Here is a 26,593-nt window from a genome sequence, read left to right on the forward strand (position 1 = left end):
ACGACCGCGGCACAACTGAAATAACAACACTGCTTTAACGAGCACCAACAGTCCAGGAGGACACAAAAGTGGCGAAGGCGAAGTTCGAGCGGACGAAGCCGCACGTCAACATCGGGACCATCGGTCACGTTGACCACGGTAAGACCACGTTGACCGCGGCTATCACCAAGGTCCTGCACGACAAGTACCCCGCACTGAACGAGTCGCGTGCGTTCGACCAGATCGACAACGCACCCGAAGAGCGTCAGCGCGGTATCACCATCAACATCTCCCACGTGGAGTACCAGACCGAGAAGCGCCACTACGCGCACGTCGACGCACCTGGCCACGCGGACTACATCAAGAACATGATCACCGGTGCCGCCCAGATGGACGGCGCGATCCTGGTGGTCGCCGCGACCGACGGCCCGATGCCGCAGACTCGCGAGCACGTGCTGCTGGCCCGCCAGGTCGGCGTGCCCTACATCCTGGTCGCGCTGAACAAGGCCGACATGGTCGACGACGAGGAGCTGCTGGAGCTCGTCGAGCTCGAGGTCCGCGAACTGCTGGCCGCCCAGGAGTTCGACGAGGACGCCCCGGTCATCAAGGTGTCGGCGTTGAAGGCACTCGAGGGTGACGAGAAGTGGGTCAAGTCCGTCGAGGAGCTCATGGACGCGGTCGACGAGTCGATCCCGGACCCGGTCCGCGAGACCGACTTGCCGTTCCTGATGCCCGTCGAGGACGTGTTCACCATCACCGGTCGTGGCACCGTGGTGACCGGCCGTGTCGAGCGTGGCGTGATCAACGTCAACGAAGAGGTCGAGATCGTCGGCATCAAGCCGACCAGCGCCAAGACCACGGTCACCGGTGTGGAGATGTTCCGCAAGCTGCTCGACCAGGGCCAGGCCGGTGACAACGTCGGTCTGCTGCTGCGTGGTATCAAGCGTGAGGACGTCGAGCGCGGTCAGGTCGTCGTGAAGCCCGGCACCACCACGCCGCACACCGACTTCGAGGGCAGCGTCTACATCCTGTCCAAGGACGAGGGTGGCCGGCACACGCCGTTCTTCAACAACTACCGTCCGCAGTTTTACTTCCGCACCACCGACGTGACCGGTGTGGTGACGCTGCCGGAGGGCACCGAGATGGTGATGCCCGGTGACAACACCGAGATCTCCGTCAAGCTGATCCAGCCCGTCGCCATGGACGACGGTCTGCGGTTCGCGATCCGTGAAGGTGGCCGTACCGTCGGCGCCGGCCGAGTCACCAAGATCCTCAAGTAGTTCGATAGCAAAGCGGCGCTCATCCGAAAGGGTGGGCGCCGCTTTTGCATCTTCCTGCAGTTCGGGATATTTTCATCCGCGAAGCGATACGTTGTCCCGCGTTATCGATCTACTCCGACGGCGGGAGCAGCCATGTTAGCGCGCTATCTCAAAGCCCAGATATACGTCCTGATTTGCGGCGGTCTTGTCGGCCCGATCTTTCTCATCACCTACTTTGTCTTGCCGAATATGTTCGGCAACTTCGGATCCGGCTTCGGCTCGATGGCGCAGAGCAACATCTCGTGGATGCTGTACGTCGGTGCGCTGATCACGGTCGCCGATGTACTCGTCGCACTGTGGCTGGCCAACCGCGGCGCCCAGTCCTCGGCCAAGAGCGTACGGCTGCACCAGGTCGGTGTGCTCACGACGGCGCAGATCCAAGGCCTCGGGGAAACCGGCATGCGGATCAACGAACGCCCGGTGGTCAACCTCGATCTGCACATCACGGGCCCCGGATTCGCCTTCGATGACCGAAAGCGGGTGACGGTCGACATCTCCAAGCAAGCCATCGTGACCGCGCGCAAACTCGTTGTGCTGGTGGACCCCAACACTCACGAATACGAGATCGACTGGCAGGCAAGCGCATTGATCGCAGGGGTGGTGCCCGCGCAGTTCTCGATCGCCGAGGACAACAAGACCTACGACCTCAGCGGACAGGCCGGCCCGCTGATGGAGATCCTGCAGATCTACCGGGCCAACAATCTGCCGACCAGCGGCGCGGTCGACATCCGCAACCTCCCGGCGGTGCGCCAGCAGATCTTGGACGTGGTCCGGCGCGCGGCCGAGCAGCCCGCGGCCGCGTCGGGCGGGGTGGCGGCGCCACCGCAGCAGTCCGTTGCTCAGCGGTTGCAGGACCTGGAGGCGTTGCATACATCCGGCGCGCTGAGCGACGCGGAATACGCGAGCAAAAGGGCGCAGATCATCGCCGACATCTGACCGATTAGAACACGTTTCAGTTCCGCTGCTAGCCTGATCGGCAGTCGGCGGAAGGGACTGGTGTGTCGGGATCTTTGCAGGGCCGGGTGGCGTTCATCACCGGGGCCGCGCGCGGCCAGGGGCGGGCGCACGCCGCACGGTTGGCACGCGAGGGCGCGGACATCATCGCACTGGACATCTGCGGGCCGGTGTCCGACAGCATCAGCTATGCCGCGGCCACCCCGGAAGATCTCGCCGAGACCGTTCGGGCGGTGGAAGCCGAGGGCCGAAAGGCGTTGGCCCGCGCGGTCGACATTCGCGACGACGCTGCGGTGCGCCAGTTGGTGGCCGACGGTGTCGAACAATTCGGCCGCCTCGACATCCTGATCGCCAACGCGGGCGTGCTCAGCTGGGGGCGGATCTGGGAGCTCACCGACGAGCAATGGGACGCCGTCGTCGGGGTCAACTTGACCGGCACCTTCCACACCTTGCGCGCGGCGATACCCGCGATGATCGACGCCGGCAACGGCGGCTCCATAGTCGTGGTCAGTTCGTCGGCCGGGCTGAAGGCCACACCGGGCAACGGGCACTACTCGGCCACCAAGCACGGGCTGGTCGCGCTGACCAACTCGTTGGCGATCGAGCTGAGCGAGTTCGGCATCCGGGTCAACTCCATCCACCCCTATTCGGTCGACACGCCCATGATCGAGCCGGAACTGATGATGCAGATATTCGGCCAGCATCCGCACTTCGTCCACAGCTTTGGCCCAATGCTGCTGCAGCCCAACGGATTCATGGCTGCCAGCGAAGTGTCCGACGTGGTGGCGTGGCTCGCAGGCGACGGTTCGGGCACGCTGACCGGCGCGCAGATCCCGGTCGACAAGGGTGTGCTGAAGTACTAGCGGGCCATCTCGGCCAGTGTCTCAACGAATCGGTCTACGGCCCAATCGATCTCGGTGGCCTTGATCACCAGCGGGGGAGCGATCCGCACCGTCGATCCGTGCGTGTCCTTGACCAGCACGCCGCGCTCGGCGAGTCGCAGGCTGAGCTGTTTGCCGCTGCCGAGCTCCGGGTCGATGTCGACGCCGGCCCATAATCCGCGTCCGCGTACCGCGAGTACACCCTGGCCGATCAACGCCCGCAGCCGCCACTGCAGGCGTGCTCCCAATCGCGTTGCCCGGCTCTGGAATTCGCCACGAGCCAGCATCGACACCACGGTGCTGCCGATCGCCGCGGCAAACGGGTTGCCGCCGAATGTCGAGCCGTGCTCGCCGGGGTGTAGCACTCCGAGGATGTCGCGATCGGCCACCACGGCGGACAGCGGCACGACGCCGCCGCCCAGTGCCTTGCCCAGCAGATACATGTCGGGCACCACGTTCCAGTGATCGCAGGCGAAGGTTCGGCCGGTGCGGGCCAGGCCCGACTGGATCTCGTCGGCGATCATCAGCACATTGCGGGCGGTGCAGAATTCGCGCACGGCCGGCAGATAGTCGTCCGGTGGCACGATCACACCGGCCTCGCCCTGGATCGGCTCGAGCAACACCGCGACGGTGTGCTCGTCGATGGCGTCGGCCAGCGCCTGGGCGTCGCCGAACGGCACCGAACGGAAGCCGGGCGTGAACGGGCCGAAACCGCCACGCGCGGTCTCGTCGGAAGAAAAGCTGACAATGCTGATGGTCCGACCGTGAAAGTTGTTGTCGGCGACCACGATATTGGCCTGGCCCGGGGGAACGCCCTTGACATCGGTGCCCCATTTGCGCGCGACCTTGATCGCGCTCTCGACCGCCTCGGCGCCGCTGTTCATCGGCAGCACCATGTCCTTGTCGCAGAGCGTCGCCAGCGCCGCGCAGAACCGGCCGAGCGGCTCGGCGTGGAAAGCCCGGCTCACGAGCGTGAGCGCGTCCAGCTGGGCGTGCGCGGTCGCGGTGATCTCGGGATTGCGGTGCCCGAAGTTCACCGCTGAGTACGCGGCCAGGCAGTCCAGGTAGCGGCGCCCTTCGACGTCGACGATCCAGGCCCCTTCGGCGCTGGCCGCCACCACCGGCAGCGGCGAGTAGTTGTGCGCCGTGTACAGCTCGTCGCGGGCGATCGCCGAGGCGGTCAATTCCCCGTGTCCCGCGGCCACAATGTCGGCAGTAGTGATCATCGGCGCCGCTCCTTCTCATCGTGAATCACGAATACACCTCGAGCGTGCAGCATTTCACCGACCCGCCGCCCTTGAGCAGCTCGGACAGGTCGACTCCGATCGGTTCGAAACCGGCGTCGGATAATTGTTCGGCGAAACCGACGGCGGCGGCCGGATGCACCACGTGCAGGCCGTCCGACACGGAGTTTAGCCCGAATACGTAGGCATCGGCGCTGTCCACCAAAATCGCTTGGGGGAACAGCGTTTCCAGGTGCGCTCGTGACGCGTAGGTGAACGCCGGTGGATAGTAGGCGATGGTCTCGTCGTCGAGGACGGCGAGCGCGGTGTCGAGGTGGTAGAACCGCGGATCGACCAGTTCGAGGCTGACGACCGGGCGGCCGAAGATCTCGGCGATCTGACCGTGCGCCCGCGGGTCGGTCCGAAATCCCGATCCGGCCAGAATCGTTCCACCCACCGGCAGCAGATCGCCCTGGCCTTCGTTGACGTGACGAGTATGTACGGGCTGATAGCCGCGTGACCTCAGCCAGTCGGCGTAGAGCGCCGACTCCTGTTTGCGCTGAGCGTATTTGAAGCGGGCGACCACCGCGGTGCCGTCGATGATCAGACCGCCGTTGGCGGCATAGACCATATCCGGCAGACCGGGCGCCGGCTCGACGAGGTCGACCGTGTGACCCATCTGCAGATAGATATCGCGAAGCTGATGCCACTGCGCCATCGCAACGGTCGTGTCGACGGGGTTGGCGGTGTCCATCCACGGGTTGATCGCGTAGTCGACCGCGAAGTGCCGGGGCGGCGTCATCACGTAATGCCGAGTCTTCGCGCGCCGCTCGGTCGGCACCGCGGTGGTGGGCGCTGCTCCCGCGGCCGGTTCGGCGAAGCGCGTCATAAATCAACGGTAGGTAACGCATGGGAAGCAATCAATCGACATACATTGCGTGTATTGCGCGTATTTATTGTGCCAAATCGCCGTTTGCGGCATTCTATTGTGTCAGGAGGGTGGATGGACCGACTGGATGGCACCGACGAGCAGATTCTCGCGGAGCTCGCGCAGCATGCCCGCGCGACTTTTGCCGAGATCGGCGAGCGGGTGAACCTCTCGGCGCCCGCGGTCAAGCGCCGCGTCGACCGGATGCTCGACAGCGGCGTCATCCGGGGTTTCACCACCGTGATCGACCGCAACGCGCTGGGCTGGAACACCGAGGCCTACGTGCAGGTGTTCTGCCACGGTCGGATTTCACCCGCCGAGCTGAAGCGGGCCTGGATCGACATTCCCGAAGTCGTCAGCGCCGCAACGGCTACCGGCACCGCCGACGCCATCCTGCACGTGCTTGCCCGGGACATGGGACATCTGGAAGACGCCCTGGAGCGCATCCGCACCAGGGCCGACGTGGAACGCACCGAGAGCATTGTGGTGCTGTCGAATCTCATCGACCGGTCGCGGGCCCGAGAAGTGGGGTGAGCAACCGGTCGCCATCGCGATCGTGTATGAACGCCAAGTGACCAGTAGCGTGGACAGCAACGGAATTATGATCGTCGGCGGAGGCCTCGCCGCGACCCGGACCGCCGAGCAATTGCGCAAGGCGGGTTTCACGGGATCCGTCACCATCGTCAGCGACGAGGTCCACCTGCCCTATGACCGTCCGCCGTTGTCAAAGGAAGTGCTGCGCAGCGAAGTCGACGACGTGACGCTCAAGCCGCGCGAGTTCTACGACGAGCAGAACATCACGTTGCGGCTCGGGTCGGCGGCCACCAGCTTGGACACCGCGGCGCAGACGGTGACGCTCGACGACGGATCGGTGCTCAGCTACGACGAACTGGTCATCGCGACGGGCCTGGTGCCGCGGCGAATTCCGGCATTCCCCGACCTGGACGGGATACGGGTGTTGCGGTCCTTCGACGAAAGTCTCGCCCTTCGGCGGCACGCGGCGGAAGCGCATCGCGCCGTGGTCGTCGGTGCGGGATTCATCGGTTGTGAGGTCGCGGCAAGTCTGCGAGGCCTGGGCGTCGACGTGGTCTTGGTCGAGCCGCAGCCTGCGCCGCTGGCCGCGGTGCTCGGCGAGCAGATCGGTGGGCTGGTGGCCCGCCTGCACCGCGCCGAAGGTGTGGATGTCCGCACCGACGTCGGGGTGGCTGAGGTCCGCGGCGGCGATCACGTCGAAAGCGTGACACTGACCGACGGTAGCGAGGTGAGCGCCGATCTGGTCGTGGTCGGTATCGGATCGAAGCCGGCGACCGAATGGTTGGCGGGCAGCGGCATCGAGGTCGACAACGGCGTGATCTGTGACGAGGCCGGCCGCACCAGCGCTCCGAACGTGTGGGCGCTCGGCGACGTCGCGTCGTGGCGGAATCCCAAGGGACACCAAGTGCGCGTGGAACATTGGAGCAACGTCGCCGACCAGGCTCGGGTCGTCGTGCCTGCGATGCTCGGCCAGGACATCCCGGCAGTCGTCGTCGTCCCGTATTTCTGGAGCGACCAGTACGACGTCAAGATCCAGTGTCTGGGCGAGCCGATCGCCTCCGACATCGTTCACGTCGTCGAGGACGACGGCCGCAAATTCCTCGCGTTCTACGAGCGTGACGGAGCGGTGTCCGGCGTCGTCGGTGGCGGCATGCCCGGCAAGGTGATGAAGTCGCGCGCGAAAATTGCTGCGGCGGTGCCGATTTCCGAGGTGCTGGGGTAGCGCAGCCGCGTCAGCCGGTGAACTGCGCGATCGCCTCGCGCAATGCGGGAAGCGCCGCGCCGGCTTGGTGTTCGATGAGCGCCGCTTCGGCGACCATCCCGACCCACAGCTGCGCGCTTTCGTAGGGGTGCGGGCGTTTCAGCGCGGCGAAGTCGGTGCGGCACAGCTCGGCGCTGGCATTGTTGCGACGCGTGATCTCCTCGGTGACCGCGGGTTCCGCGCGCGCTTCCAGGAGCAACGCGCGGACACCGCGGTCGCGTAGGCAACCGTCCAGGTAGGTGTTCGCCACCGCGATCAGGCGATCACGCCCCGGCGGCATCCCGACGATGGCGGCTTGTACCTGATTCTCCAGGCGTTCGTGGAATTCACGGTGCAGCGCAAGCAGATACGAGGCCCGGTCGCCGAAATGATGGAAAAAGGTCCCTTTGGCGACCCCGGCTTCGGCGACGATGAGATTGACGCTCAATCCGGTGAGACCGGTTCGCTCGGCCAGCTGCAGACCCGCATCGATGAGCGCCTCCCGGGTTCTGGCCATCGCCTCCTTGCGTACGCCGGTCATGCAGTGACTTTAACCCGCTGTCCGCGTGCGGCTTTGCGCTGACTGCGTCGCGCGAGCAGTTCGCCGTACTGTTCGCAGACGTCGATCACCCCGGTGAGCTGATAGGTGATCCAACCCTTGTGGGTCGAGGGCAGGTTGTGCTCGAAAACCCGATGCCCTGCAATCTGAAAGATCCAGCCCCCAAAAAACATTGGGATACCCACCCGGGGCTTTGCGAACAGCAGCGGGATGGCGGACGCGATGACCGGCGTGCCGATCATGTGCGTCAGTCGCACGCCGCGGCTGGTGTGCTGGGTTCGGTAGTAGGCCATCTTCGCCGTGAACGGCGCTTCGGCTGAGGGAGCGGTCATCGGTTACTCCTTGAAATCGGATTTCCTCCGATGCTATCGTTGACTGACTGGTCGGTCAATGAAGGGAATGCGATGGCCAACACGGTCGAAACCCGGGTGGGAAGAGTTGCCTACAGCGATGGCGGGGACGGCCCCGTCGTGGTGCTGCTGCACGCCACATTGCACGACCGCCGAGATTTCGACCCGATCGTGCCGGAGCTTCGGCGTGCGTATCGGGTGATCGCACTGGACTGGCCGGGCCACGGCGATTCTCCGGCGCCGACGCCGGATTATCGGCCCACGGCGGCCTCCTATGCCGACGTGCTCACCGATGTCGTTGCGGGACTTGACCTGTCGAATGCCGCCTTCATCGGTAATTCGGTCGGCGGCTTTGCTGCGGCGCGATTGGCGATCACCGACCCGCACCGCGTTTCGCAACTGGTGCTGGTCAACACCGGAGGGTTCACCGCCGGGCCCGTCACCAACCTCTACTGCCGCACACTGGGAACACCGGCCGTCATGAAGCGCGTGCTGCCGCGTTCCATCCGCAGCTACATGAAAGCGACCGGTGACAACGACCACGCTGTCCAGGAGCGAGCGCTGGCCCGGGCGAGCACACGCGAAGGTGTCATGCTGACGGCGGCACTGTGGCGTAGTTTCGCCGAGCCGGACTACGACCTTCGCCCGCATGCCGACCGCATCACAGCACCCTGCCTGGTGATTTGGGGATCCAGAGATACGGCGATACCGATGCGTCTCGGTCGGAGCACCGCGGCGGCGATACCGGGAGCGCGGCTTGAAGTGCTACCGACCGGCCACGTCCCGTTCTCCTCCGATCCGGCCGGGTTTCTGGCTCTCGCAACGCCGTTCCTGGCCGCGGCGCGACGCACTCCACAGTGAAAAGCCCTGCCGCGCAGACTATTTCCAGGTGACCGGCGGCCCGTGCGGCGAGCACACGGCCAGCAGCCGGTCGTCGGCGCCCGGCCAGCAGCGGGCCCGGACGGCGAACTCGACCGCCGCCTCAGGTGTTCGCCGATGCGGCTCCAGTGTCAGGTGGGCGAACGGCGCCTCCGGTGTGGCACGCGCTCCCAGTGCATCGATCTCGGCGCCGAGCGTCTCCTGTTCGCCGGCCGACAGGTATTGCCACATGATCGAATGCCAGAGCACGGTGATCGTGCCGGTCGCGACGTCGAGGTCGGCGACGGCGTCAATGGCATTGCGGCGGTGCAACTGTGCGGGGACCCGGCGGGCGATGTCGATCGCGCCGCGTAGCCGGTCCAGCCGGGCCTGCTGATCCGGCCAGACGTAGCTCAACAGTGTCAGCTCGCCATCGGAGCTGGTGGCATCCAGCGGCGCGATGTCGAAGCCCTGACGTTCGACGATCAGTAGTTCGGCCGGGGGAGGCAGCGGGCCCCGCCACGCATCGTCGACGATCACCGGTGAGCCGGCCGGACCCCAGTGGCCGCCGGAATGGCGATAGCGGTATTGGTCGGCGCGCAGGTTCAACCCCGCGCTGCAGCCAATTTCGAAAAGCCGCACCGGCGCGTCGAATCTTCGCCCGAGCAGAAGCAGGCCGCCGATCAGCGCGGCGGAGCGGCCCACTTCGTTGGTCTGCGGTGGCTGGTCGAGCGCGTCGCGCAGATAGTCGGCGTGCTCGGTGGCGGCCAGGACGACATCGGGCCAGGCGGCGTCGGCGTTCCAGCGTCCGCCGACGCTCGGATACCACCGGCGCAGCGGGGCCACCCGGCCCTCGAGCGCCAACCGATGTAATCCACCGAGCAGCCTGAGCGCGAAAGCCATTCGCCCCGAGGAATTTTCATGCCCGGCCAAGATTGCCCCGAAGACCCCACCGGCCTCGACGTCGTCGGCCACCCGCGCCAACAGTTCGCCGTACATCGGCGATCCCATGCCCGAGCAGACCTGGCCCTGGACTCGGATGGACCGCAGCAGGCGGCTTTCGACGCTCAACGATCCAACTCTTCCAGTCCGGCGCGAACCACGTCGAAGGCGCCCCCGAGCGCCTCGGGCAACGAGACCGACTCATCGTCGAGCCAATGCTCGTAGGCGCTCAATGCGACCCCGAGCATCATCCACGCCACGGTCTGCGGCTGCAGGTCGCTGGTCTTCGCCCCGGTCCGGCGCGCCACGAAGTCGGCGATCACGTCGCGCCAGCCGGCGTACATCGTCATCGAATACGCCTGCAGTTCCGCGGTCTGCAGGATCACCCGCATCCGTTGCCGATGTCGAGCAGTCTCGGATGCGTCAAAAGTGTTGAACGACAACAACGCTGCACGCAAGGCCTCGCCGAGCGGCATATCAGGGTCGACGTGGTCGAGGAGTTCACGCAGATGCTGCAGATGAGCGTCGAAGTCGCCCCAGGGGATGGCGTTCTTGGAGGCGTAGTAGCGGAACACCGTCCGGCGGGCGATGCCGGCGGCCTGTGCGACGTCGTCGACGCTCACCCCGGAGAATCCGTGTTCGGCGAACAGGCCAAGCGCAGCGTCGGCGATGTGCCCAGGAGTCGTCGAACGGCGGCGGCCGACACGCGGCTGCTGCACCATAAGACCCTGCTCTTCCATTCCGGCACTGGATGCCATATTCTGTCGAAGATTCTGACCCCTTCGACGCTAACTTGTCGAGCCCCCGATAACGAAAGGCAACGTCATGGAGCCGAACCAGCAGACCAACACCGACACCGAGCTGGTCACCGAGACCCTGGTCGAGGAAGTTTCCATCGACGGGATGTGCGGGGTCTACTGACCGTGGGGGCCCCTGGGGGATTGAACGGTCCGGCTTCTGAGCGGGCCGTGGAACGGCCCGCATCGTCGCCGCACGGGTCAACCGCCGGCGAGTTCGATCCCGATCTCGCATGGCGGCTGCACCCACAGGTCGCTGTGCGACCGGAACCCTTTGGGGCGCTGCTCTATCACTTCGGTACCCGCAAACTCTCATTCCTGAAGAACCGCACCATCCTCGCGGTGGTGCAGTCGTTGGCCGACCATCCGGACGCTCGGACAGCCCTGCGCGCCGCCGGTGTCGAGGACGCTGCCCTCGGGCCGTACCTCCACGCACTCAGCGTGCTCACCGGGTCCAACATGCTGGTGCCGGCCGACGCTGAGGAGGCCGCATGACGACTACCCCCGTGCCACGGCTGATCGAGCAGTTCGAACACGGGCTGGACGCCCCGATCTGCTTGACGTGGGAGCTGACCTACGCGTGCAACCTGGCGTGCGTGCACTGCCTGTCGTCGTCGGGCAAACGCGATCCGCGTGAGCTGTCGACGCAGGACTGCAAAGACATCATCGACGAGCTGGAACGCATGCAGGTGTTCTACGTCAACATCGGTGGCGGTGAACCGACTGTGCGGCCGGACTTTTGGGAGTTGGTCGACTACGCCACCGCCCATCACGTGGGGGTGAAGTTCTCGACGAACGGCGTGCGCATCACGCCCGAGGTCGCCGCCCGGTTGGCCGCGAGCGATTACGTCGACGTCCAGATCTCGCTGGACGGTGCCACCGCAGAGGTCAACGACGCCGTACGCGGTCCTGGATCATTCGCGATGGCCATTCGTGCCCTGGAAAACCTTGCGGCCGCGGGGTTCTCCGATGCCAAGATCTCCGTGGTCGTCACCCGGCACAACGTCGACCAACTCGACGAATTCGCCGCCCTGGCGAGCCGATACGGCGCCACCCTGCGCATCACCCGGCTGCGGCCCTCTGGCCGTGGCGCCGACGTCTGGGACGAACTCCACCCGACCGCAGCGCAACAGGTCCAGCTGTACGACTGGTTGGTCGCCAAGGGCGACCGGGTGCTGACCGGCGACTCGTTCTTCCATCTGTCCGGGCTCGGCGAGCCGGGGGCGTTGGCCGGCCTGAACATGTGCGGCGCCGGCCGGGTGGTGTGCCTGATCGATCCGGTCGGTGACGTGTACGCCTGCCCGTTCGCCATCCACGATCGATTCCTGGCCGGAAACGTGGTGTCCGACGGCGGCTTTGACAAGGTCTGGAAAGACGCGCCGCTGTTCCGCGAACTGCGTGAGCCGCAGTCGGCCGGCGCCTGTGGCAGCTGCGGGCACTACGACAGCTGCCGCGGCGGCTGCATGGCGGCCAAATTCTTCACCGGCCTGCCGATGGATGGTCCCGATCCCGAATGCGTCCAGGGCTATGGCGCGCCGGCCCTGGCTGTCGAACGCGACAAGCCCCGTCCCTCCGGCGACCACTCCCGCGGACAGCGGCGCAGCGGCCCGGTGCCACTGACGCTGAGCATGCCGCCGGCGCCGCCGCAGCGGCTGTGCAACGAAAGCCCGGTCTGATCGTGGCCCGCAACGTCTGGTTCGAGACGGTCGCCATTGCGCAGCAGCGCGCGAAGCGCCGGCTGCCAAAGTCGTCCTACGCCGCGCTGGTGGCCGCCAGTGAGAAGGGGCTGACGGTCTCCGACAACGTCGAGGCGTTCGGCGAACTTGGTTTCGCCCCGCATGTCGTCGGCGCGGTGGAGAAGCGCGATTTGTCGACAACCGTTATGGGACAAGATATTTCATTACCGGTGATCATCTCGCCCACCGGTGTGCAGGCAGTCGATCCGGACGGCGAGGTGGCGGTCGCCCGGGCAGCAGCGGCGCGTGGCACGGCGATGGGACTGTCCTCGTTCGCCAGCAAGCCGATCGAGGAAGTGATCGCCGCCAATCCCAAGCTGTTCTTCCAGGTCTATTGGTCGGGCGGACGTGACGTGATCGAGCAGCGTGTCGAGCGGGCTCGGCAGGCCGGCGCGGTCGGTCTGATCGTGACCACCGATTGGTCGTTCTCGCACGGGCGTGACTGGGGTAGTCCGAAGATTCCCGAACAGATGGACCTGCGGACCATGCTGCGGATGTCGCCGGAGGTGATCACTCGTCCGGGCTGGCTGTGGCGGTTCGGCAAGACACTGCGTCCGCCGGACCTGCGGGTACCCAACCTGGCCGGCCGAGGTGAGCCCGGGCCGCCGTTCTTCGCGGCCTACGGCGAGTGGATGGGGACGCCGCCGCCGACCTGGGCGGACATCGCCTGGTTGCGCGAGCTGTGGGGCGGTCCGTTCATGCTCAAGGGTGTTATGCGGGTCGATGACGCGAAAAAGGCTGTCGATGCCGGTGTTTCGGCGATTTCGGTGTCGAACCACGGCGGTAACAACCTGGACGGCACTCCGGCGTCGATTCGGGCGTTGCCCGCCGTCGCCGACGCGGTCGGCGACCAGGTCGAGGTTTTGCTGGACGGTGGTATCCGGCGCGGCAGCGATGTGGTCAAGGCGCTCGCCCTGGGCGCTCGTGCGGTGATGATCGGCCGCGCCTACCTCTGGGGTCTGGCTGCCGCCGGGCAGGCCGGCGTCGAGAATGTGCTCGACATTTTGCACGGCGGTATCGACTCGGCCTTGATGGGTCTGGCGCGGGCGTCGGTGCACGACCTGAATCCGGATGACGTTTTGGTGCCGCCCGGGTTCGGCCGCGTGCTCGGTAGCTCGGCCGCGGAGTCACAGCTCTCGTAGCAGCACGCAACGGCCGACGCCGGGCGCGGGACCAGCGAGCAGCGTGATACTCACGGGACGGGCGTGGCGGCGCCGGCCGCGCCGAGTGAACGTGCCGCGATAAATATTTTTTCCGGTGCGCCAACAATCAGTGCACGACAGGTGAATTCGGCTTACCATTCCCGAGTGGCAGTGCGCGCCGACCTGGGGAGCTCGACGTCGAGCCAGCTGCAGAGTATGCCGTGCGGGCTGACGATACCGGTCGGATCGACCGAGCAGCATGGCCCCCACCTGCCCTTGGACACCGATACCCGGATCGCCACGGCCGTCGCACGCGGCGTCACGGCCCGGTTGAACCAGGCGCCCCAGGACCCGCTGCACTGGACGACGGCGCCCGCGATCGCCTATGGCGACAGCGGTGAGCATCAGAGCTTCCCCGGAACAATCTCCATAGGAACTGACGCCCTGACCGCACTGCTGGTGGAGTTCGGCAGGTCAGCCACCTGCTGGGCGCAGCGTCTGGTCTTCGTCAACGGCCACGGCGGCAACGTCGCGGCGCTGAGTCGCGCAGTGCGCCTGCTGCGGTCCGAAGGACGCGACGCCGCATGGTCGCCGTGCGCGGTGGCGGACGGCGACGCGCACGCCGGCCATACAGAAACTTCAGTATTACTGCATATTTCGCCGGCCGACGTGCTGACCGACCGCTGGCGCGCCGGCAACGATGCACCGCTGTCCGACCTGATGCCGTCGATGCGGCGCGGGGGAGTCGCGGCGGTCAGCGAGGTCGGCGTGCTGGGCGACCCGACCACGGCCACCGCCGCCGACGGTGAGCGGATTCTGGCCGAACTCATCGGCGATTGCTTGCGCCGTGTCCGACAGTGGGCTCCGGCGACGAACGGGATGCTCATATGAGCCAGGCGCGATTGCCGGACGGATTTGCCGTGCAAGTCGACCGGCGGGTCAGGGTGCTCAATCAAGGCTCGGCTTTGCTGGGCGGGTCACCCACCCGGCTGCTGCGGTTGGCGCCGGCCGCTCAGGACATGATCGCCGACGGTCGGCTCAAGGTCCGCGACGCGGTGACCGCCGAGCTGGCCCGCACCCTGCTTGATGCGACGGTGGCCCACCCGCGACCTGCGGGTGGGCCGTCGCATCGCGATGTGACCGTCGTAATCCCGGTGCGGGACAACGTCATTGGCCTACGCCGATTGCTTCTCGGGTTGCGGGGTCTGCGGGTCGTCGTGGTGGACGACGGCTCCCAGACACCCATCCGGCAAGAGGACTTCTCGGGTGCGCACTGCAACATCGAGGTCGTGCGGCACCCGCAGAGCAGAGGTCCTGCCGCGGCCCGCAACACCGGCCTGGCCGCGTGCGGCACTGGCTACGTCGCCTTCATGGACTCCGACGTCGTACCACGCCGCGGCTGGCTGGAAGCGCTGCTGGGTCATTTCTGCGACCCCACCGTGGCACTGGTCGCCCCGCGGATCGTCGGGCTGTCGCAAACCGACCATTTGGTGGCGCGCTACGAGGCGGTGCGTTCGTCGCTGGACCTCGGTCAGCGGGAAGCTCCGGTGATGCCCTACACCAGCGTCTCGTACGTGCCGAGCGCCGCAATCATCTGCCGCACTTCGACATTGCGAGACATCGGCGGGTTCGACGAGACCATGCGCTCCGGGGAGGACGTCGACCTGTGCTGGCGGCTTGTCGAAGCCGGCGCCCGGTTGCGGTACGAGCCGGTCGCCCAGGTGGCACACGACCACCGGACCGAGTTGCGGGACTGGGTCACCCGCAAGGCCTTTTACGGCGGCTCGGCGGCCCCGCTGTCGGTGCGTCACCCGGACAAGATCGCACCGCTGATGATCTCCGGGTGGGCGCTGACGGCATGGATCCTGATGGCCGTCGGCTCGACGTTCGGCTACCTCGCGTCGCTCTTCGTCGCCGCGCTCACGGGGCGCCGGATCGCCAAAGCCATCCAAGTGCCCGACACCCAGGTGTCGGACGTCCTGGCGGTGGCCGCCCGCAGCCTGTGGTCGGCGGCGATGCAGCTTGCGTCGGCGATCTGCCGGCACTACTGGCCGGTGGCCCTGCTCGCTGCCCTTGCCTGGCGGCCGTGCCGCCGGGTCGTGCTGGTGGCTGCTGTCGTGGACGGGGTGGTCGACTGGGCCAGTCGCCGGCAGTCCGCCGACGAAGAGGCCAGGCCGATCGGACTGCTGACCTACCTGCTGCTCAAGCGCATCGACGACCTCGCCTACGGGCTGGGGCTCTGGTACGGCGTGGTGCGGGAACGCAATCTCGGGCCGCTCAAGCCACAGATTCGGGTCTGAATCCTGTCCGTTGCGGCGCGGCACAGCGATGTGTTGATCATCGGTGCTGGAAGTGCTGGATCCGTTGTCGCAAACCGCCTTTCGGCCGACTCGAGCTGTAAGGTCACCGTGTTGGAGGCCGGCGTCGGGCTATCCGACCCGGCGTTGCGGGCCGAGACGGCCAATGGGCTGCGACTGCCGATCGGGGCTGCGAGCCCGCTGGTCCAGCGCTATGAGACCCGACTGACCGATCGGCCGGCCCGCCACACCGCGATTGTGCGGGGCGCCACGGTCGGCGGCTCGGGCGCCGTCAACGGTGGATATTTCTGCCGGGGTCTGCGCCGCGACTTCGACGGTTACCGGGTGCCTGGCTGGGCGTGGTCGGAGGTCGCCGGACACTTTTGCGCTATCGAGACCGACCTGGATTTCAGCGGCCCCGCCCATGGCGACTCTGGACCGATCCCAGTTCGCAGGACGCGCGAAATCATAGGTAGCACAGCTTCTTTCGTTGACGCGGCGCGGGACAACGGATTCGAGTGGATACCCGATCTCAACAACGTGAGCGACGGTGACGGACTCCCGTCGGGAGTCGGGGCGGTCCCGCTCAACATCGTCGACGGCGCGCGCGTCGGCCCGGGCGCCGGCTTCCTCCTGCCCGTGCTGCAACGTCGCAATCTCGCGCTGGTCACCCAGACCCGTGCGGCGCGGGTGCGATTCTCGGGCAGTCGCGCCGTCGGCGTCGATGCCGTCGGTCCGGCCGGGCCGGTCTCGCTGACCGCAGACCGCATCGTGCTCTGCGCCGGCGCGATCGAATCAGCCCACCTGCTCATGTTGTCCGGCGTCGGGGACGAGGTCGTGCTGCGGGCGGCAGGGGTGCAGGTGGTGGTCCGGTTGCCGGTCGGCGTGGCCTGCAGTGACCATCCGGAATGGGTGCTTCCAACCGGTTGGGAAATCGCAGCCGGCCGGTCGCCGCTCGAAGTCGTGCTGACCACACCGGATGACATTGAAATCCGGCCCTACACCGGAGGATTCGTGGCGATGACTGGCGACGGCACAACCGGCCACCCGGACTGGCCACACATCGGCGTCGCGCTGATGCGGCCGCTGGCCCGGGGACGGGTCAGGTTGGTCTCCGCGGACCCGCTGGTGCCCCCGACGATCGAGCACCGCTACGACAGTGAGCCCGGCGATCTCGCCGCACTGCAACACGGGTGTGAGCTGGCTCGCTCATTGGTCAGCCGGACAACCGAACTCGGTGAGCCCGCATGGTCGACCTCCCAGCACCTCTGTGGCACCGCCCCGATGGGCTGCGCGCAGGACCCGACGGCTGTCGTCGACCCGCAGTGTCGGGTGCACGGCATCGAGAACCTCTGGGTGATCGATGGGTCGGTGCTGCCGACCACGACCAGTCGCGGCCCGCACGCCAGCATCACGATGCTCGGTCACCGGGCCGCGGAGTTCGTTCGCTGACCCATGGGCGTCGCCGGTCCACAGCGGGAGTAGTTTCGGACTATCAGTCTCGAAAGCGTCTTGCTCCTGAGCAAGGAGGTGGTCATCATTGCCGACAGGACGGATCCACGACCGGCACGTTCTCGGGCTCGTCTGCTGGAAGCCGCCACCGCGCTGCTCCGCTCCGGTGGTCCCAGTGCAGTCACCGTCGATGCGGTCACGCGTGGAGCCAACGTTGCCCGGGCCACCCTGTACCGCCACTTCCCGAGCGGAAACGATTTGCTGGCAGCGGCTTTCAACAGCCTGATACCGCCGGCGCCGATGCCGTCCGAGCAGGGCACGCTGCGCGATCGGCTGATCTCAGTGGTCGAGGCATTCGGTCAGTCGATCGCCGAAGCACCTGGAATGGTGTCCGCGATGAGTTGGCTGTCACTCGGTCGAGACCTGGAACAGTTGCCGGTATCGGATCAGACCCGGACCGCCGACAGCCCGGCGATCACCACCCTGCGCGAACGTATCGCCCAGCAGTACGCCGCCCCGTTCGACGCGGTCTTCAACAGCCCCGACGCCGCCGAGCTCGGTGACATCGACCGGTCACGGGCAATCGCATTGTTGATCGGCCCGGTGGTGCTGGGGCGGCTGTCCACCCTGCCCGATTTCGACTATCGCGAATGCGCGCGGGCCGCCGTCGATGGGTTTCTGCACGTGCATGGTGCAAGGTAATTCGCTCAACGAAGCTCATAGCTGATCGGCAGGTGCTTGAGACCGCCGACGAACGTCGTCGCGATCAGCTCGGGCTGACCGTTAAGCTCGATCGACTTCAACCGTGGCAGCAGTTCGGAGAAGAAGCTGCTGACCTCCATCCGGGCCAGCGCGGCGCCCAGACAGAATTGCACCCCGTAACCGAACGCCAGGTGCTTGTTGGGGTCGCGGCCGACGTCGAAGCGGAACGGGTCGGTGAACACCTCTTCGTCACGGTTGGCGGACACGTAGGACAGATACACCGACTCGCCCTCGGCGATCGGCACTCCGCGCACCGTGGTGTCCGCGGTGGCGGTGCGCATGAACTCTTTGACCGGAGTCACCCAACGGATCATCTCCTCGGTGGCCAGCGGCATCAGATCAAGGTTGTCGGACAAGCGCTTTCGTTGATCCGGGTTGTCGATGAGGGCCTGCAGCCCGCCGGCGATGGTCGCGCTGGTGGTGTCATGACCCGCGCTGGCCACGATCACGTAGTACGACGCGGTGTCGACGTCGGACAGCGGTTCGCCGTCGACGCGGGCGTTGGCGATCGCCGACGCCAGGTCGTCGGTGGGATGCTCACGACGCGACGCGGTGAGCGCGCTGAAGTAGCCGAAGAATTCGAGCAGCACCTGCAGTTGCTCGTCGAGGCTGGTGCCGCGACGGAACTCGGCGTCGTCGCCACCGAACAGCTCCTGCGTCAGCTTGAGCATGCGGGAGAAGTCCGATTCGGGTAGCCCGAGCAGCGACATGATCACGTAGAGCGGGTAATTCACCGCGACCTCCTGCACGAAGTCGCACTCGTTACCCGCATTCGCCATCTTGTCGACGAAGATCTTGGCCAGCTCGTCGACGCGGATCTTGAGTGCCCGCATCGCCTTGGGCCGGAACCAGTCCGCGCCGATCGCCCGCACCACCCGGTGCTGCGGATCGTCCATGTGGATCAGCGTGCGCAGACCCATCCCGGCGTCCAACTGCGCGCGCGCCATGTCGTCGGCTTCGGCGGTGGCCAGCAACGGGCGCGGCTCGCTGATGAACAAGTCGTTGGCCCGCTCGATGTCCATGATGTCGGCGTGCTTGGTGATCGACCAGAATGGCCGGTAGGGCGGACAGTCGACCAGCGACACCGGAGCGTGCGCGCGCAGATGGGTCAGCGCCGCGTGCAGCCGCGGTTCGTCGGCGTAGGACGTCGGATCGGTGAATACTTTGGCGGCCTCGTCAATGATCGGTGTGCTCATCTGCCCTCTCACCCGCCGGGTTGTTTGACACGTGTCACTGCGCCCAGTCTGTGCGATCGCGGATTATCGGATGACCGGTTTCCGGGAATCCGTAGGCTGTCGTTTCGTGCCGATCCGATCAGCCCGTCGCCGACGGAGATGGGCCGCCGCGCTGGTGGTGGCCCTGACGGCGGCTGCGTGCGGACATGGCGCCGCCATCACCAAGCGAAAGGCCGAGCCGCCGTATGCCGGCCCGCTGGACGCCGGGGTCGTGAAAACATCGATGGGTTCGCTGCGCGGTATGGCCGCCGCGGATTACCGTGTGTTCCAAGGTATTCCGTATGCGGCTGCGCCGGTGGGGCCGCTGCGGTGGCAGTTGCCGCGGCCGGCCCCGAAGTGGCCGGGGATATTGGACGCGACCAAGCCCGGGCCGCAGTGCATGCAGGACACCGGGCCTGACCCACGGGTGGGCAAGCCGACCAGCGAAAACTGTCTCACGCTCAACGTGTGGACTCCGCCGCGTGGCCAACACGGCGAGAAGCGACCGGTGATGGTGTGGATCCACGGTGGCGGGTTCGTCAACGGCAGCGGCGACATCTATCACTCGCGCTCGCTGGTGGTGAAGGGCCACATCGTCGTTGTCACGATCAATTATCGGTTGGGCGCGTTGGGATTTCTGGCCCACCCGTCGCTCGGACCGCCGGGCGACGTCGGGAACTACGGCCTTGCCGACCAGCAGGCCGCGCTGCGCTGGGTGCGCGACAACATCTCCGCGTTCGGCGGCGATCCGTTCAAAGTCACCATCGCCGGCGAATCCGCGGGTGGCATGTCGGTCTGCGATCACCTGGTCGCACCCGGGTCGGTGGGGCTGTTCCGGGCGGCCATCATCCAGAGCGCGCCGTGTCAGGCGCAGGCCGACTTGGCGACCGGGCAGCGACGCAGCGTGGATTACGCGGCGCAGGCGGGCTGCCGCAATCCCGCCATCACGGCGGTCTGTCTGCGCGCGTTGCCTGCGGCGAGACTGGACCGTCCGCCCTGGTACTACCTCATCGGCGATTCCGACGGGCTGTCTGGTCCGGTCACCGGGGCGACGGTGCTGCCGGACGGCCCCTTCCCGGCGATCGCCACGGGCCGGGCTGCGCGCGTTCCGGTGTTGGTGGGCGTCAACCACGACGAGTTCACCATGTTCGCGGCGTTTCGGCATCGGAAGCTCGGTCGAGGAGTCGGGCTCGCTGAATACTCGCACGTGCTCGACGAAATCTTCGGCGGCGACGGAGCCCCGATCATGGCGCACTATCCGCCTGACCATTTCGGCGGGGATGTGTCGCTGGCCTATTCCGCGGCGATCACCGACGGCGTCTTTGCCTGCACCACAGACCGATTGGCGGATTCACTGAGCCGGAACGCACCGGTCTACGCCTACGAGTTCGACGATCCGCACGCGCCGGCGCCAGAGCCGTTGCGCGACGCGCCCTTTCCGGTCGGCGCCAGCCACTCGTTGGAACTGGCGTACCTGTTCAACGTCGGCGGCCTGGCGCCGTTCGATGCGGCACAGCAGGTGCTGTCCGACCAGATGATCAGCTACTGGACCCGTTTCGTCAGCACTGGCACGCCGAAAGCGCCTGGCCTGCCCGATTGGCCGGCCCAAGATGGCAGCCCCGACCACAAGTCCTGGATGTCGTTGCGGCCCAGTGAATCGCAGCTCATCGCCGACTTCGACGAGGAGCACCAGTGCCCGTTCTGGGCGTCGTTGAAAGGCCGATCGTGAGTACACCCGAACCGGGCGAGTTCGCTCGAGCATGGTCCGCGGCGTGGAACCATCGCGACGTCGAGGCTGTGCTCGCGCATTTCCACGACGACGTCGTCTTCAGCTCCCCGGTCGCTGCCGAATTACTTCCTGGCACAGCAGGAGTCGTGCGCGGTAAAGCCGCGCTACGTGAGTACTGGTCGACGGCATTGGCTGCACATCCCGAGTTGCACTTCGACGTGCTGGGTGTCTACCGGGGCCAAGGTGTTCTGGTGATCAACTATCGCAACGAGCGCGGCGGACTGGTCAACGAGGTGCTGGAGTTCGACGGTGGCCTGGTGCGCCGCGGGCACGGCGCCTATCTGGACTAGCCGACCGGCGTGACCCATGTCGTGATGTCGGCGTGCACCACCTCGGTGCCACTGCGGTCGGTCACGGTGACCGGCACGACCAGGTCGACACCCTCGGTGATGTCGGCAAAATCCGGTGGGTCCAACTGCGCCCGCGCCTGCAGCGACGTGGTGGCCTTGTCGAGGTAGTGCACTGTCATCGATTTAGGAATCCAGCGATGGCTGCGCGGGACAGTGGCTTCCATCAGCATCCCCATCGCCATCTCCGCGGCGTTGCACGACGCGATCGCGTGCACGGTGTGCAGGTGGTTGTAGACCATGAACCACTTCGGGACCCGGACCTCGGCCAGGCCGGGTTCCATGCGGACCACATGCGGCAGCACCGAGGCGAAGTACGGGACGCGGGCCATCGCCGCCACCGAGAAAAGCCGGCTCCCGCCCGGTCGGCCGGCGAGGCGTTGCCATGCCGCATATGTGCTGGTGGAGCTCGTCATGGCGACATACCTTACTCTGGAGTAAGAAGCTGCTGCGGGACCTTCCGGCGGAATTTGGCCGTGACCGGGTTCTAGGGCATACTGTTCGGGTTGCCTTGAGCCAGGTTTGCGCCTGGCAGGGCATACGACCGGCGCCCACACGGGCGCCTCCGGTCCCAATCTGGAGCGCGACGAATTTCGGTCGCGGACCAGGCTGCGTGAGGGCGACACACCCGACCGCGGGGGCCGGTGGACCAAGACAGGTAAACAGCGGCGCAATATCCGGGCCTGGCCTTGACGGCCAGAACGATCCGAAGCGATTCGGTGCCCGGCGGGACAGAGTGAGGTAGGAGAAGCGTGGCGGGACAAAAGATCCGCATCAGGCTCAAGGCCTACGACCACGAGGCAATTGATGCCTCGGCACGCAAGATCGTCGAGACGGTAGTCCGGACGGGTGCCAGTGTGGTCGGCCCGGTGCCGCTGCCCACCGAGAAGAACGTGTATTGCGTCATTCGCTCTCCGCACAAGTACAAGGACTCGCGGGAGCACTTCGAGATGCGTACGCACAAGCGGCTGATCGACATCCTTGACCCGACCCCGAAGACCGTTGACGCGCTGATGCGCATAGACCTGCCTGCCAGCGTCGACGTCAACATCCAGTAGGAGATCAGCAGCAATGGCGAGAAAGGGCATTCTGGGCACCAAGCTGGGTATGACGCAGGTGTTCGACGAGAACAACCGCGTCGTGCCGGTGACGGTGGTCAAGGCCGGGCCGAACGTCGTGACCCGCATCCGCACTCCCGAGAGTGACGGGTACAGCGCGGTGCAGCTGGCCTACGGCGAAATCAGTCCGCGCAAGGTCAACAAGCCGCTCAGCGGCCAGTACGCCGCGGCTGGCGTTAACCCGCGTCGGCACCTGGCCGAGCTGCGTCTCGACGATGCCGAGGCGGCAGCCGGTTACGAGGTCGGCCAAGAGCTGACCGCCGAGATCTTCGACGCCGGAACGTATGTCGACGTCACCGGTACCTCCAAGGGCAAGGGCTTCGCGGGAACCATGAAGCGACACGGCTTCCGTGGACAGGGCGCCAGCCACGGTGCGCAGGCAGTGCACCGTCGACCCGGATCCATCGGTGGTTGCGCCACCCCGGCACGGGTGTTCAAGGGCACCCGGATGGCCGGCCGGATGGGTAACGACCGGGTGACCACGCAGAACCTGTTGGTGCACAAGGTCGATGCCGAGAATGGCGTGCTGTTGATCAAAGGCGCTGTCCCCGGCCGCACGGGTGGACTCGTCGTGGTCCGCAGTGCGATCAAGCGAGGTGAGAAGTAATGGCTGCCGAGAAAGCGGCGAAAGCCCAAAAGATCGACGTCAAGTCGCCGACCGGCAAAACCGAAGGCTCCGTTGAGCTTCCGGCCGAGCTGTTCGATGCGCCGGCGAACATTGCGTTGCTGCACCAGGTGGTGAACGCCCAGCTGGCCGCCGCCCGTCAGGGCACGCACTCGACCAAAACTCGTGGCGAGGTCCGCGGTGGCGGTCGCAAACCGTACCGGCAGAAGGGAACCGGTCGTGCCCGCCAGGGTTCGACGCGTGCTCCGCAGTTCACCGGCGGTGGCGTCGTGCACGGCCCGCAGCCGCGTGACTACAGCCAGCGCACGCCCAAGAAGATGATCGCCGCCGCGCTGCGCGGTGCGTTGTCGGACCGGGCCCGCAACGGTCGCATTCACGCGGTCACCGAGTTGGTCGCGGGACAGACGCCGTCGACGAAGAGCGCCAAGGTTTTCCTGGGTTCGTTGACCGACCGCAAGCAGGTACTGGTGGTAATCGGGCGTAGCGACGAGACCGGCGCCAAGAGCGTGCGCAACCTGCCCGGTGTGCACATCCTGTCGCCGGACCAGCTCAACACCTACGACGTGCTGCGCGCCGACGACGTGATCTTCTCGGTGGAGGCGCTGAACGCCTACATCGAGGCGAACAGCAAGAACACAGAGGAGGTCTCGGCCTGATGGCGACCGTCACCGACCCCCGCGACATCATCCTGGCCCCGGTCATCTCCGAGAAGTCCTACGGCTTGATCGACGACAACGTGTACACGTTCGTGGTGCACCCGGACTCGAACAAGACGCAGATCAAGATCGCGATCGAGAAGATCTTCTCGGTCAAGGTGGCCGCGGTGAACACCGCTAACCGCCAGGGCAAGCGCAAGCGCACCAGGTCCGGTTACGGACAGCGCAAGAGCACCAAGCGCGCCATCGTGACGTTGGCGCCCGGCAGTAAGCCGATCGACCTGTTCGGCGCACCGGCCTAGCCGAGGATAGAGAGACTTAACAGACATGGGAATTCGCAAGTACAAGCCGACGACTCCGGGTCGCCGCGGTGCCAGCGTCTCCGATTTCGCCGAGATCACTCGCTCAACTCCGGAGAAGTCGCTGGTTCGTCCGCTGCACGGTCGCGGCGGACGTAACGCGCACGGCCGGATCACCACCCGCCACAAGGGTGGCGGACACAAGCGGGCCTACCGCGTGATCGACTTCCGCCGCAACGACAAAGACGGCGTCAACGCGAAGGTCGCGCACATCGAGTACGACCCGAACCGCACCGCGAACATCGCGCTGCTGCACTTCTTGGATGGCGAGAAGCGATACATCATTGCGCCGCAGGGACTTTCCCAGGGTGACGTGATTGAGTCCGGCGCCAACGCCGACATCAAGCCGGGCAACAACCTGCCGTTGCGCAACATCCCGGCCGGTACGTTGATCCACGCTGTCGAGCTTCGGCCCGGCGGTGGCGCCAAATTGGCGCGCTCGGCCGGATCCAGCATCCAGTTGCTCGGTAAGGAAGGCACGTACGCCTCGCTGCGTATGCCCAGCGGTGAGATCCGCCGTGTCGACGTGCGCTGCCGCGCCACCGTCGGCGAGGTGGGCAACGCCGAGCAGGCCAACATCAACTGGGGCAAGGCCGGCCGGATGCGTTGGAAGGGCAAGCGCCCGTCGGTGCGTGGTGTGGTGATGAATCCGGTGGACCACCCGCACGGTGGTGGTGAGGGTAAGACCTCCGGTGGTCGTCACCCGGTCAGCCCGTGGGGCAAGCCCGAAGGCCGTACCCGCAAGGGGCACAAGCCAAGTGACAAGCTCATCGTCCGACGCCGGCGCACCGGCAAGAAATCGCGCTAGGAGAAGCGGATGCCACGCAGCCTGAAAAAGGGTCCGTTCGTCGACGACCATCTGCTCAAGAAGGTCGACGTGCAGAACGAGAAGAACACCAAGCAGGTCATCAAGACCTGGTCACGACGCTCGACCATCATTCCCGACTTCATCGGTCACACGTTCGCGGTCCACGACGGTCGCAAGCATGTGCCGGTGTTCGTCACCGAGTCGATGGTGGGGCACAAATTAGGTGAATTCGCACCGACGCGCACCTTCAAAGGACACATCAAGGACGACCGGAAGGCCAAGCGGCGATGACCACGGCTACTGAATTCCCTTCTGCGGTCGCCAAAGCGCGATTCGTGCGGGTGTCGCCGACCAAGGCACGCCGGGTGATCGACCTGGTGCGCGGCAAGTCGGTGGCCGAGGCGCTGGACATCCTGCGCTGGGCACCCCAGTCGGCCAGCGAGCCGGTGGCCAAGGTCATCGCGAGCGCTGCGGCCAACGCTCAGAACAACAACGGCCTCGACCCGGCCACCCTGGTGGTGGCCACCGTCTACGCCGACGACGGCCCGACCGCCAAGCGGATCCGTCCGCGCGCCCAGGGCCGCGCGTTCCGAATCCGTCGGCGCACCAGCCACATCACGGTCGTGGTGGAGAGCCGGCCGGCCAAGGACGCCCGCGGTTCGCGGTCGGCGAGCGCGACCCGCGCCCGCCGCGCGCAGGCCAGCAAGGTAGCTGCGGGCACAGCGCCCGCCGCGAAGGCGCCCGCCGAGAAGGCGCCCGCCAAGAAGGCACCCGCGAAGAAAGCATCGGCTGAAAAGGCGCCCGCCAAGAAGGCGTCTGCAAAAAAGGCACCCGCCGCGAAGTCCACTGAGACTGAAGCGACTTCGGAAGCGAAGGGAGGCTCGCAGTAGTGGGCCAGAAAATCAATCCGCACGGATTCCGGCTCGGTATCACCACCGAGTGGAAGTCGCGTTGGTACGCGGACAAGCAGTACTCGGAATACATCAAGGAAGACGTCGCGATCCGTCGGCTGCTGTCGACCGGCTTGGAGCGCGCCGGCATCGCCGACGTGGAGATCGAGCGCACCCGTGACCGGGTTCGGGTCGACATCCACACCGCCCGGCCGGGCATCGTCATCGGTCGCCGCGGCACCGAGGCCGACCGCATCCGCGCCGACCTGGAGAAGCTGACCGGCAAGCAGGTCCAGCTCAACATCCTCGAGGTGAAAAACCCTGAGTCGCAGGCGCAGTTGGTGGCGCAGGGCGTCGCCGAGCAGCTGAGCAACCGGGTGGCGTTCCGTCGCGCGATGCGCAAGGCCATCCAGTCGGCGATGCGTCAGCCGAACGTCAAAGGCATCCGGGTGCAGTGCTCCGGCCGCCTGGGCGGTGCCGAGATGAGCCGCTCGGAGTTCTACCGCGAAGGCCGGGTGCCGCTGCACACGCTGCGCGCCGACATCGACTACGGCCTGTACGAGGCCAAGACCACCTTCGGCCGGATCGGCGTGAAGGTGTGGATCTACAAGGGCGACATCGTCGGTGGCAAACGCGAACTGGTCGCGCCGTCGGCCGGCGCGGAGCGTCCGCGCCGCGAACGCCCCTCGGGCACCCGTCCGCGTCGTAGCGGTTCGGCGGGTACCACGGCGACCAGCACCGAGGCCGGGCGCGCAGCGTCGAGCGCCGAGGAGACTGCCACCGCTGCGCCATCTGACGCGCCCGCTGTCGAGGCGCAGAGTACGGAGAGCTAAA

At 66.4% G+C, this 26,593-nt stretch carries 32 protein-coding genes; 24 read left to right on the forward strand and 8 right to left on the reverse strand.

All coding sequences use genetic code 11. The features are described 5' to 3' along the window. Positions 1-68 precede the first annotated feature (68 nt). From tuf to G6N27_RS20910, 3 genes are all read left to right on the forward strand, one after another. Positions 69-1,259: an elongation factor Tu gene (tuf, locus tag G6N27_RS20900; RefSeq protein WP_163779725.1), complete on the forward strand. Its 1,191-nt coding sequence runs from the start codon at positions 69-71 to the stop codon at positions 1,257-1,259. 132 nt (positions 1,260-1,391) lie between these two features. Further along, positions 1,392-2,234 (forward strand): SHOCT domain-containing protein, encoded by an 843-nt coding sequence (locus tag G6N27_RS20905; protein WP_163779727.1) that lies wholly within the window; start codon positions 1,392-1,394, stop codon positions 2,232-2,234. A gap of 62 nt (positions 2,235-2,296) precedes the next feature. Then, positions 2,297-3,115, forward strand: coding sequence for a mycofactocin-coupled SDR family oxidoreductase (locus G6N27_RS20910; protein WP_163779729.1), 819 nt, complete (start codon positions 2,297-2,299; stop codon positions 3,113-3,115). Here the strand turns inward: G6N27_RS20910 and rocD are convergent. Further along, positions 3,112-4,359 (reverse strand): ornithine--oxo-acid transaminase, encoded by a 1,248-nt coding sequence (rocD, locus tag G6N27_RS20915; RefSeq protein ID WP_163779731.1) that lies wholly within the window; start codon positions 4,357-4,359, stop codon positions 3,112-3,114. The genes G6N27_RS20910 and rocD overlap by 4 nt on opposite strands. Before the next feature lie 25 nt (positions 4,360-4,384). Continuing rightward, positions 4,385-5,245: a dimethylargininase gene (gene ddaH, locus G6N27_RS20920; RefSeq protein ID WP_179963315.1), complete on the reverse strand. Its 861-nt coding sequence runs from the start codon at positions 5,243-5,245 to the stop codon at positions 4,385-4,387. A 114-nt stretch (positions 5,246-5,359) separates the two neighbouring features. Here ddaH and G6N27_RS20925 point away from each other — a divergent pair, with 114 nt between their 5' ends. Together G6N27_RS20925 and G6N27_RS20930 are read left to right on the forward strand one after the other, a co-directional pair. Next, a complete protein-coding gene (locus G6N27_RS20925; RefSeq protein ID WP_163779732.1) occupies positions 5,360-5,818 on the forward strand; it encodes an Lrp/AsnC family transcriptional regulator in 459 nt (152 codons plus the stop codon). A 67-nt stretch (positions 5,819-5,885) separates the two neighbouring features. Next, positions 5,886-7,040, forward strand: a complete 1,155-nt coding sequence (locus G6N27_RS20930) for an NAD(P)/FAD-dependent oxidoreductase (protein ID WP_163782108.1) — start codon at positions 5,886-5,888, stop codon at positions 7,038-7,040. Positions 7,041-7,050: 10 nt separating this feature from the next. On the opposite strand, the gene G6N27_RS20935 is transcribed toward G6N27_RS20930, so the two are convergent. Both G6N27_RS20935 and G6N27_RS20940 read right to left on the reverse strand, forming a co-directional pair. Next, positions 7,051-7,599: a TetR/AcrR family transcriptional regulator gene (locus G6N27_RS20935; RefSeq protein ID WP_163779734.1), complete on the reverse strand. Its 549-nt coding sequence runs from the start codon at positions 7,597-7,599 to the stop codon at positions 7,051-7,053. Continuing rightward, on the reverse strand, positions 7,596-7,949 hold the full coding sequence (locus tag G6N27_RS20940; protein ID WP_197746512.1) for a DUF962 domain-containing protein: 354 nt from the start codon (positions 7,947-7,949) through the stop codon (positions 7,596-7,598). Before G6N27_RS20940 ends, G6N27_RS20935 begins: the two co-directional genes overlap by 4 nt. 72 nt (positions 7,950-8,021) lie before the next feature. On the opposite strand from G6N27_RS20940, the gene G6N27_RS20945 reads away from it, so the two are divergent. Then, positions 8,022-8,828: an alpha/beta fold hydrolase gene (locus G6N27_RS20945; RefSeq protein WP_163779736.1), complete on the forward strand. Its 807-nt coding sequence runs from the start codon at positions 8,022-8,024 to the stop codon at positions 8,826-8,828. Positions 8,829-8,846: 18 nt separating this feature from the next. On the opposite strand, the gene G6N27_RS20950 is transcribed toward G6N27_RS20945, so the two are convergent. Both G6N27_RS20950 and mftR read right to left on the reverse strand, forming a co-directional pair. Next, a complete protein-coding gene (locus G6N27_RS20950; RefSeq protein WP_163779738.1) occupies positions 8,847-9,896 on the reverse strand; it encodes a DUF2332 domain-containing protein in 1,050 nt (349 codons plus the stop codon). Continuing rightward, positions 9,893-10,489 (reverse strand): mycofactocin system transcriptional regulator, encoded by a 597-nt coding sequence (gene mftR / locus G6N27_RS20955; protein ID WP_232064719.1) that lies wholly within the window; start codon positions 10,487-10,489, stop codon positions 9,893-9,895. The genes G6N27_RS20950 and mftR overlap by 4 nt, the downstream gene beginning before the upstream one ends. A gap of 103 nt (positions 10,490-10,592) precedes the next feature. On the opposite strand from mftR, the gene mftA reads away from it, so the two are divergent. The 8 genes from mftA to G6N27_RS20995 all read left to right on the forward strand — a co-directional run bounded on the left by mftA (position 10,593) and on the right by G6N27_RS20995 (position 17,893). Then, positions 10,593-10,688, forward strand: coding sequence for a mycofactocin precursor MftA (mftA, locus tag G6N27_RS20960; RefSeq protein ID WP_163779742.1), 96 nt, complete (start codon positions 10,593-10,595; stop codon positions 10,686-10,688). Beyond that, positions 10,673-11,059 (forward strand): mycofactocin biosynthesis chaperone MftB, encoded by a 387-nt coding sequence (mftB, locus tag G6N27_RS20965; protein WP_372513062.1) that lies wholly within the window; start codon positions 10,673-10,675, stop codon positions 11,057-11,059. The genes mftA and mftB overlap by 16 nt, the downstream gene beginning before the upstream one ends. Continuing rightward, the gene (gene mftC / locus G6N27_RS20970) at positions 11,056-12,240 is read left to right on the forward strand and encodes a mycofactocin radical SAM maturase (RefSeq protein ID WP_163779747.1); all 1,185 of its coding nucleotides are present in this window, start codon (positions 11,056-11,058) and stop codon (positions 12,238-12,240) included. The genes mftB and mftC overlap by 4 nt, the downstream gene beginning before the upstream one ends. A 2-nt stretch (positions 12,241-12,242) precedes the next feature. Continuing rightward, positions 12,243-13,442, forward strand: coding sequence for a pre-mycofactocin synthase MftD (gene mftD, locus G6N27_RS20975; protein ID WP_163782112.1), 1,200 nt, complete (start codon positions 12,243-12,245; stop codon positions 13,440-13,442). A 141-nt stretch (positions 13,443-13,583) separates the two neighbouring features. Further along, positions 13,584-14,333 (forward strand): mycofactocin biosynthesis peptidyl-dipeptidase MftE, encoded by a 750-nt coding sequence (gene mftE, locus G6N27_RS20980; protein WP_163779748.1) that lies wholly within the window; start codon positions 13,584-13,586, stop codon positions 14,331-14,333. Then, positions 14,330-15,742, forward strand: a complete 1,413-nt coding sequence (gene mftF, locus G6N27_RS20985; protein WP_163779750.1) for a mycofactocin biosynthesis glycosyltransferase MftF — start codon at positions 14,330-14,332, stop codon at positions 15,740-15,742. Before mftE ends, mftF begins: the two co-directional genes overlap by 4 nt. Before the next feature lie 3 nt (positions 15,743-15,745). Then, positions 15,746-17,191: a mycofactocin dehydrogenase MftG gene (mftG, locus tag G6N27_RS20990; protein WP_163782114.1), complete on the forward strand. Its 1,446-nt coding sequence runs from the start codon at positions 15,746-15,748 to the stop codon at positions 17,189-17,191. Between the two features lie 135 nt (positions 17,192-17,326). Then, positions 17,327-17,893, forward strand: coding sequence for a TetR/AcrR family transcriptional regulator (locus tag G6N27_RS20995; RefSeq protein WP_232065146.1), 567 nt, complete (start codon positions 17,327-17,329; stop codon positions 17,891-17,893). Positions 17,894-17,898: 5 nt separating this feature from the next. On the opposite strand, the gene G6N27_RS21000 is transcribed toward G6N27_RS20995, so the two are convergent. After that, complete coding sequence (locus tag G6N27_RS21000; RefSeq protein ID WP_163779752.1) at positions 17,899-19,149, reverse strand: cytochrome P450; 1,251 nt, start codon at positions 19,147-19,149, stop codon at positions 17,899-17,901. Between the two features lie 106 nt (positions 19,150-19,255). On the opposite strand from G6N27_RS21000, the gene G6N27_RS21005 reads away from it, so the two are divergent. Both G6N27_RS21005 and G6N27_RS21010 read left to right on the forward strand, forming a co-directional pair. Next, positions 19,256-20,896 carry a carboxylesterase/lipase family protein gene (locus G6N27_RS21005; RefSeq protein ID WP_232064720.1) on the forward strand — a complete coding sequence of 547 codons (1,641 nt, stop codon included), beginning with the start codon at positions 19,256-19,258 and terminating at the stop codon, positions 20,894-20,896. Next, positions 20,890-21,246, forward strand: a complete 357-nt coding sequence (locus tag G6N27_RS21010) for a nuclear transport factor 2 family protein (protein WP_372513064.1) — start codon at positions 20,890-20,892, stop codon at positions 21,244-21,246. Before G6N27_RS21005 ends, G6N27_RS21010 begins: the two co-directional genes overlap by 7 nt. Here the strand turns inward: G6N27_RS21010 and G6N27_RS21015 are convergent. Beyond that, positions 21,243-21,719, reverse strand: a complete 477-nt coding sequence (locus tag G6N27_RS21015) for a hotdog fold domain-containing protein (protein WP_163779757.1) — start codon at positions 21,717-21,719, stop codon at positions 21,243-21,245. The genes G6N27_RS21010 and G6N27_RS21015 overlap by 4 nt on opposite strands. A gap of 336 nt (positions 21,720-22,055) precedes the next feature. On the opposite strand from G6N27_RS21015, the gene rpsJ reads away from it, so the two are divergent. From rpsJ to rpsC, 8 genes are read left to right on the forward strand one after another with little or no spacing between them, the layout of a single operon-like run. Continuing rightward, the gene (rpsJ, locus tag G6N27_RS21020) at positions 22,056-22,361 is read left to right on the forward strand and encodes a 30S ribosomal protein S10 (protein ID WP_003873519.1); all 306 of its coding nucleotides are present in this window, start codon (positions 22,056-22,058) and stop codon (positions 22,359-22,361) included. Between the two features lie 13 nt (positions 22,362-22,374). Beyond that, positions 22,375-23,028, forward strand: coding sequence for a 50S ribosomal protein L3 (gene rplC / locus G6N27_RS21025; RefSeq protein ID WP_163779760.1), 654 nt, complete (start codon positions 22,375-22,377; stop codon positions 23,026-23,028). Further along, positions 23,028-23,702, forward strand: coding sequence for a 50S ribosomal protein L4 (gene rplD, locus G6N27_RS21030; RefSeq protein ID WP_163779762.1), 675 nt, complete (start codon positions 23,028-23,030; stop codon positions 23,700-23,702). The genes rplC and rplD overlap by 1 nt, the downstream gene beginning before the upstream one ends. Continuing rightward, entirely contained in the window at positions 23,702-24,004 is a 303-nt protein-coding gene (rplW, locus tag G6N27_RS21035; RefSeq protein WP_163779764.1) for a 50S ribosomal protein L23, read from the forward strand. Before rplD ends, rplW begins: the two co-directional genes overlap by 1 nt. 25 nt (positions 24,005-24,029) lie before the next feature. Then, positions 24,030-24,869 carry a 50S ribosomal protein L2 gene (rplB, locus tag G6N27_RS21040; protein WP_163779767.1) on the forward strand — a complete coding sequence of 280 codons (840 nt, stop codon included), beginning with the start codon at positions 24,030-24,032 and terminating at the stop codon, positions 24,867-24,869. Between the two features lie 9 nt (positions 24,870-24,878). Further along, positions 24,879-25,160 carry a 30S ribosomal protein S19 gene (rpsS, locus tag G6N27_RS21045; protein ID WP_006245110.1) on the forward strand — a complete coding sequence of 94 codons (282 nt, stop codon included), beginning with the start codon at positions 24,879-24,881 and terminating at the stop codon, positions 25,158-25,160. Then, entirely contained in the window at positions 25,157-25,759 is a 603-nt protein-coding gene (gene rplV, locus G6N27_RS21050) for a 50S ribosomal protein L22 (protein ID WP_163779770.1), read from the forward strand. Before rpsS ends, rplV begins: the two co-directional genes overlap by 4 nt. Beyond that, positions 25,759-26,592 (forward strand): 30S ribosomal protein S3, encoded by an 834-nt coding sequence (gene rpsC / locus G6N27_RS21055; protein ID WP_163779772.1) that lies wholly within the window; start codon positions 25,759-25,761, stop codon positions 26,590-26,592. Before rplV ends, rpsC begins: the two co-directional genes overlap by 1 nt. The last annotated feature ends 1 nt before the right edge of the window (position 26,593 follow it).

Origin of the sequence: Mycobacterium cookii (assembly GCF_010727945.1) — a bacterium.
GTDB lineage: Bacteria > Actinomycetota > Actinomycetes > Mycobacteriales > Mycobacteriaceae > Mycobacterium > Mycobacterium cookii.

Bases quoted from the DNA above. Each gene is read 5' to 3' on its own strand.
- G6N27_RS20905 (WP_163779727.1), top strand. From the start codon at position 1,392: ATGTTAGCGCGCTATCTCAAAGCCCAGATATACGTCCTGATTTGCGGC.
- rocD (WP_163779731.1), bottom strand. From the start codon at position 4,359: ATGATCACTACTGCCGACATTGTGGCCGCGGGACACGGGGAATTGACC.
- ddaH (WP_179963315.1), bottom strand. From the start codon at position 5,245: ATGACGCGCTTCGCCGAACCGGCCGCGGGAGCAGCGCCCACCACCGCG.
- G6N27_RS20925 (WP_163779732.1), top strand. From the start codon at position 5,360: ATGGACCGACTGGATGGCACCGACGAGCAGATTCTCGCGGAGCTCGCG.
- G6N27_RS20930 (WP_163782108.1), top strand. From the start codon at position 5,886: ATGATCGTCGGCGGAGGCCTCGCCGCGACCCGGACCGCCGAGCAATTG.
- G6N27_RS20935 (WP_163779734.1), bottom strand. From the start codon at position 7,599: ATGACCGGCGTACGCAAGGAGGCGATGGCCAGAACCCGGGAGGCGCTC.
- G6N27_RS20940 (WP_197746512.1), bottom strand. From the start codon at position 7,949: ATGACCGCTCCCTCAGCCGAAGCGCCGTTCACGGCGAAGATGGCCTAC.
- G6N27_RS20945 (WP_163779736.1), top strand. From the start codon at position 8,022: ATGGCCAACACGGTCGAAACCCGGGTGGGAAGAGTTGCCTACAGCGAT.
- mftR (WP_232064719.1), bottom strand. From the start codon at position 10,489: ATGGTGCAGCAGCCGCGTGTCGGCCGCCGCCGTTCGACGACTCCTGGG.
- mftA (WP_163779742.1), top strand. From the start codon at position 10,593: ATGGAGCCGAACCAGCAGACCAACACCGACACCGAGCTGGTCACCGAG.
- mftC (WP_163779747.1), top strand. From the start codon at position 11,056: ATGACGACTACCCCCGTGCCACGGCTGATCGAGCAGTTCGAACACGGG.
- mftF (WP_163779750.1), top strand. From the start codon at position 14,330: ATGAGCCAGGCGCGATTGCCGGACGGATTTGCCGTGCAAGTCGACCGG.
- G6N27_RS21000 (WP_163779752.1), bottom strand. From the start codon at position 19,149: ATGAGCACACCGATCATTGACGAGGCCGCCAAAGTATTCACCGATCCG.
- G6N27_RS21015 (WP_163779757.1), bottom strand. From the start codon at position 21,719: ATGACGAGCTCCACCAGCACATATGCGGCATGGCAACGCCTCGCCGGC.
- rplC (WP_163779760.1), top strand. From the start codon at position 22,375: ATGGCGAGAAAGGGCATTCTGGGCACCAAGCTGGGTATGACGCAGGTG.
- rplD (WP_163779762.1), top strand. From the start codon at position 23,028: ATGGCTGCCGAGAAAGCGGCGAAAGCCCAAAAGATCGACGTCAAGTCG.
- rplW (WP_163779764.1), top strand. From the start codon at position 23,702: ATGGCGACCGTCACCGACCCCCGCGACATCATCCTGGCCCCGGTCATC.
- rplB (WP_163779767.1), top strand. From the start codon at position 24,030: ATGGGAATTCGCAAGTACAAGCCGACGACTCCGGGTCGCCGCGGTGCC.
- rpsS (WP_006245110.1), top strand. From the start codon at position 24,879: ATGCCACGCAGCCTGAAAAAGGGTCCGTTCGTCGACGACCATCTGCTC.
- rplV (WP_163779770.1), top strand. From the start codon at position 25,157: ATGACCACGGCTACTGAATTCCCTTCTGCGGTCGCCAAAGCGCGATTC.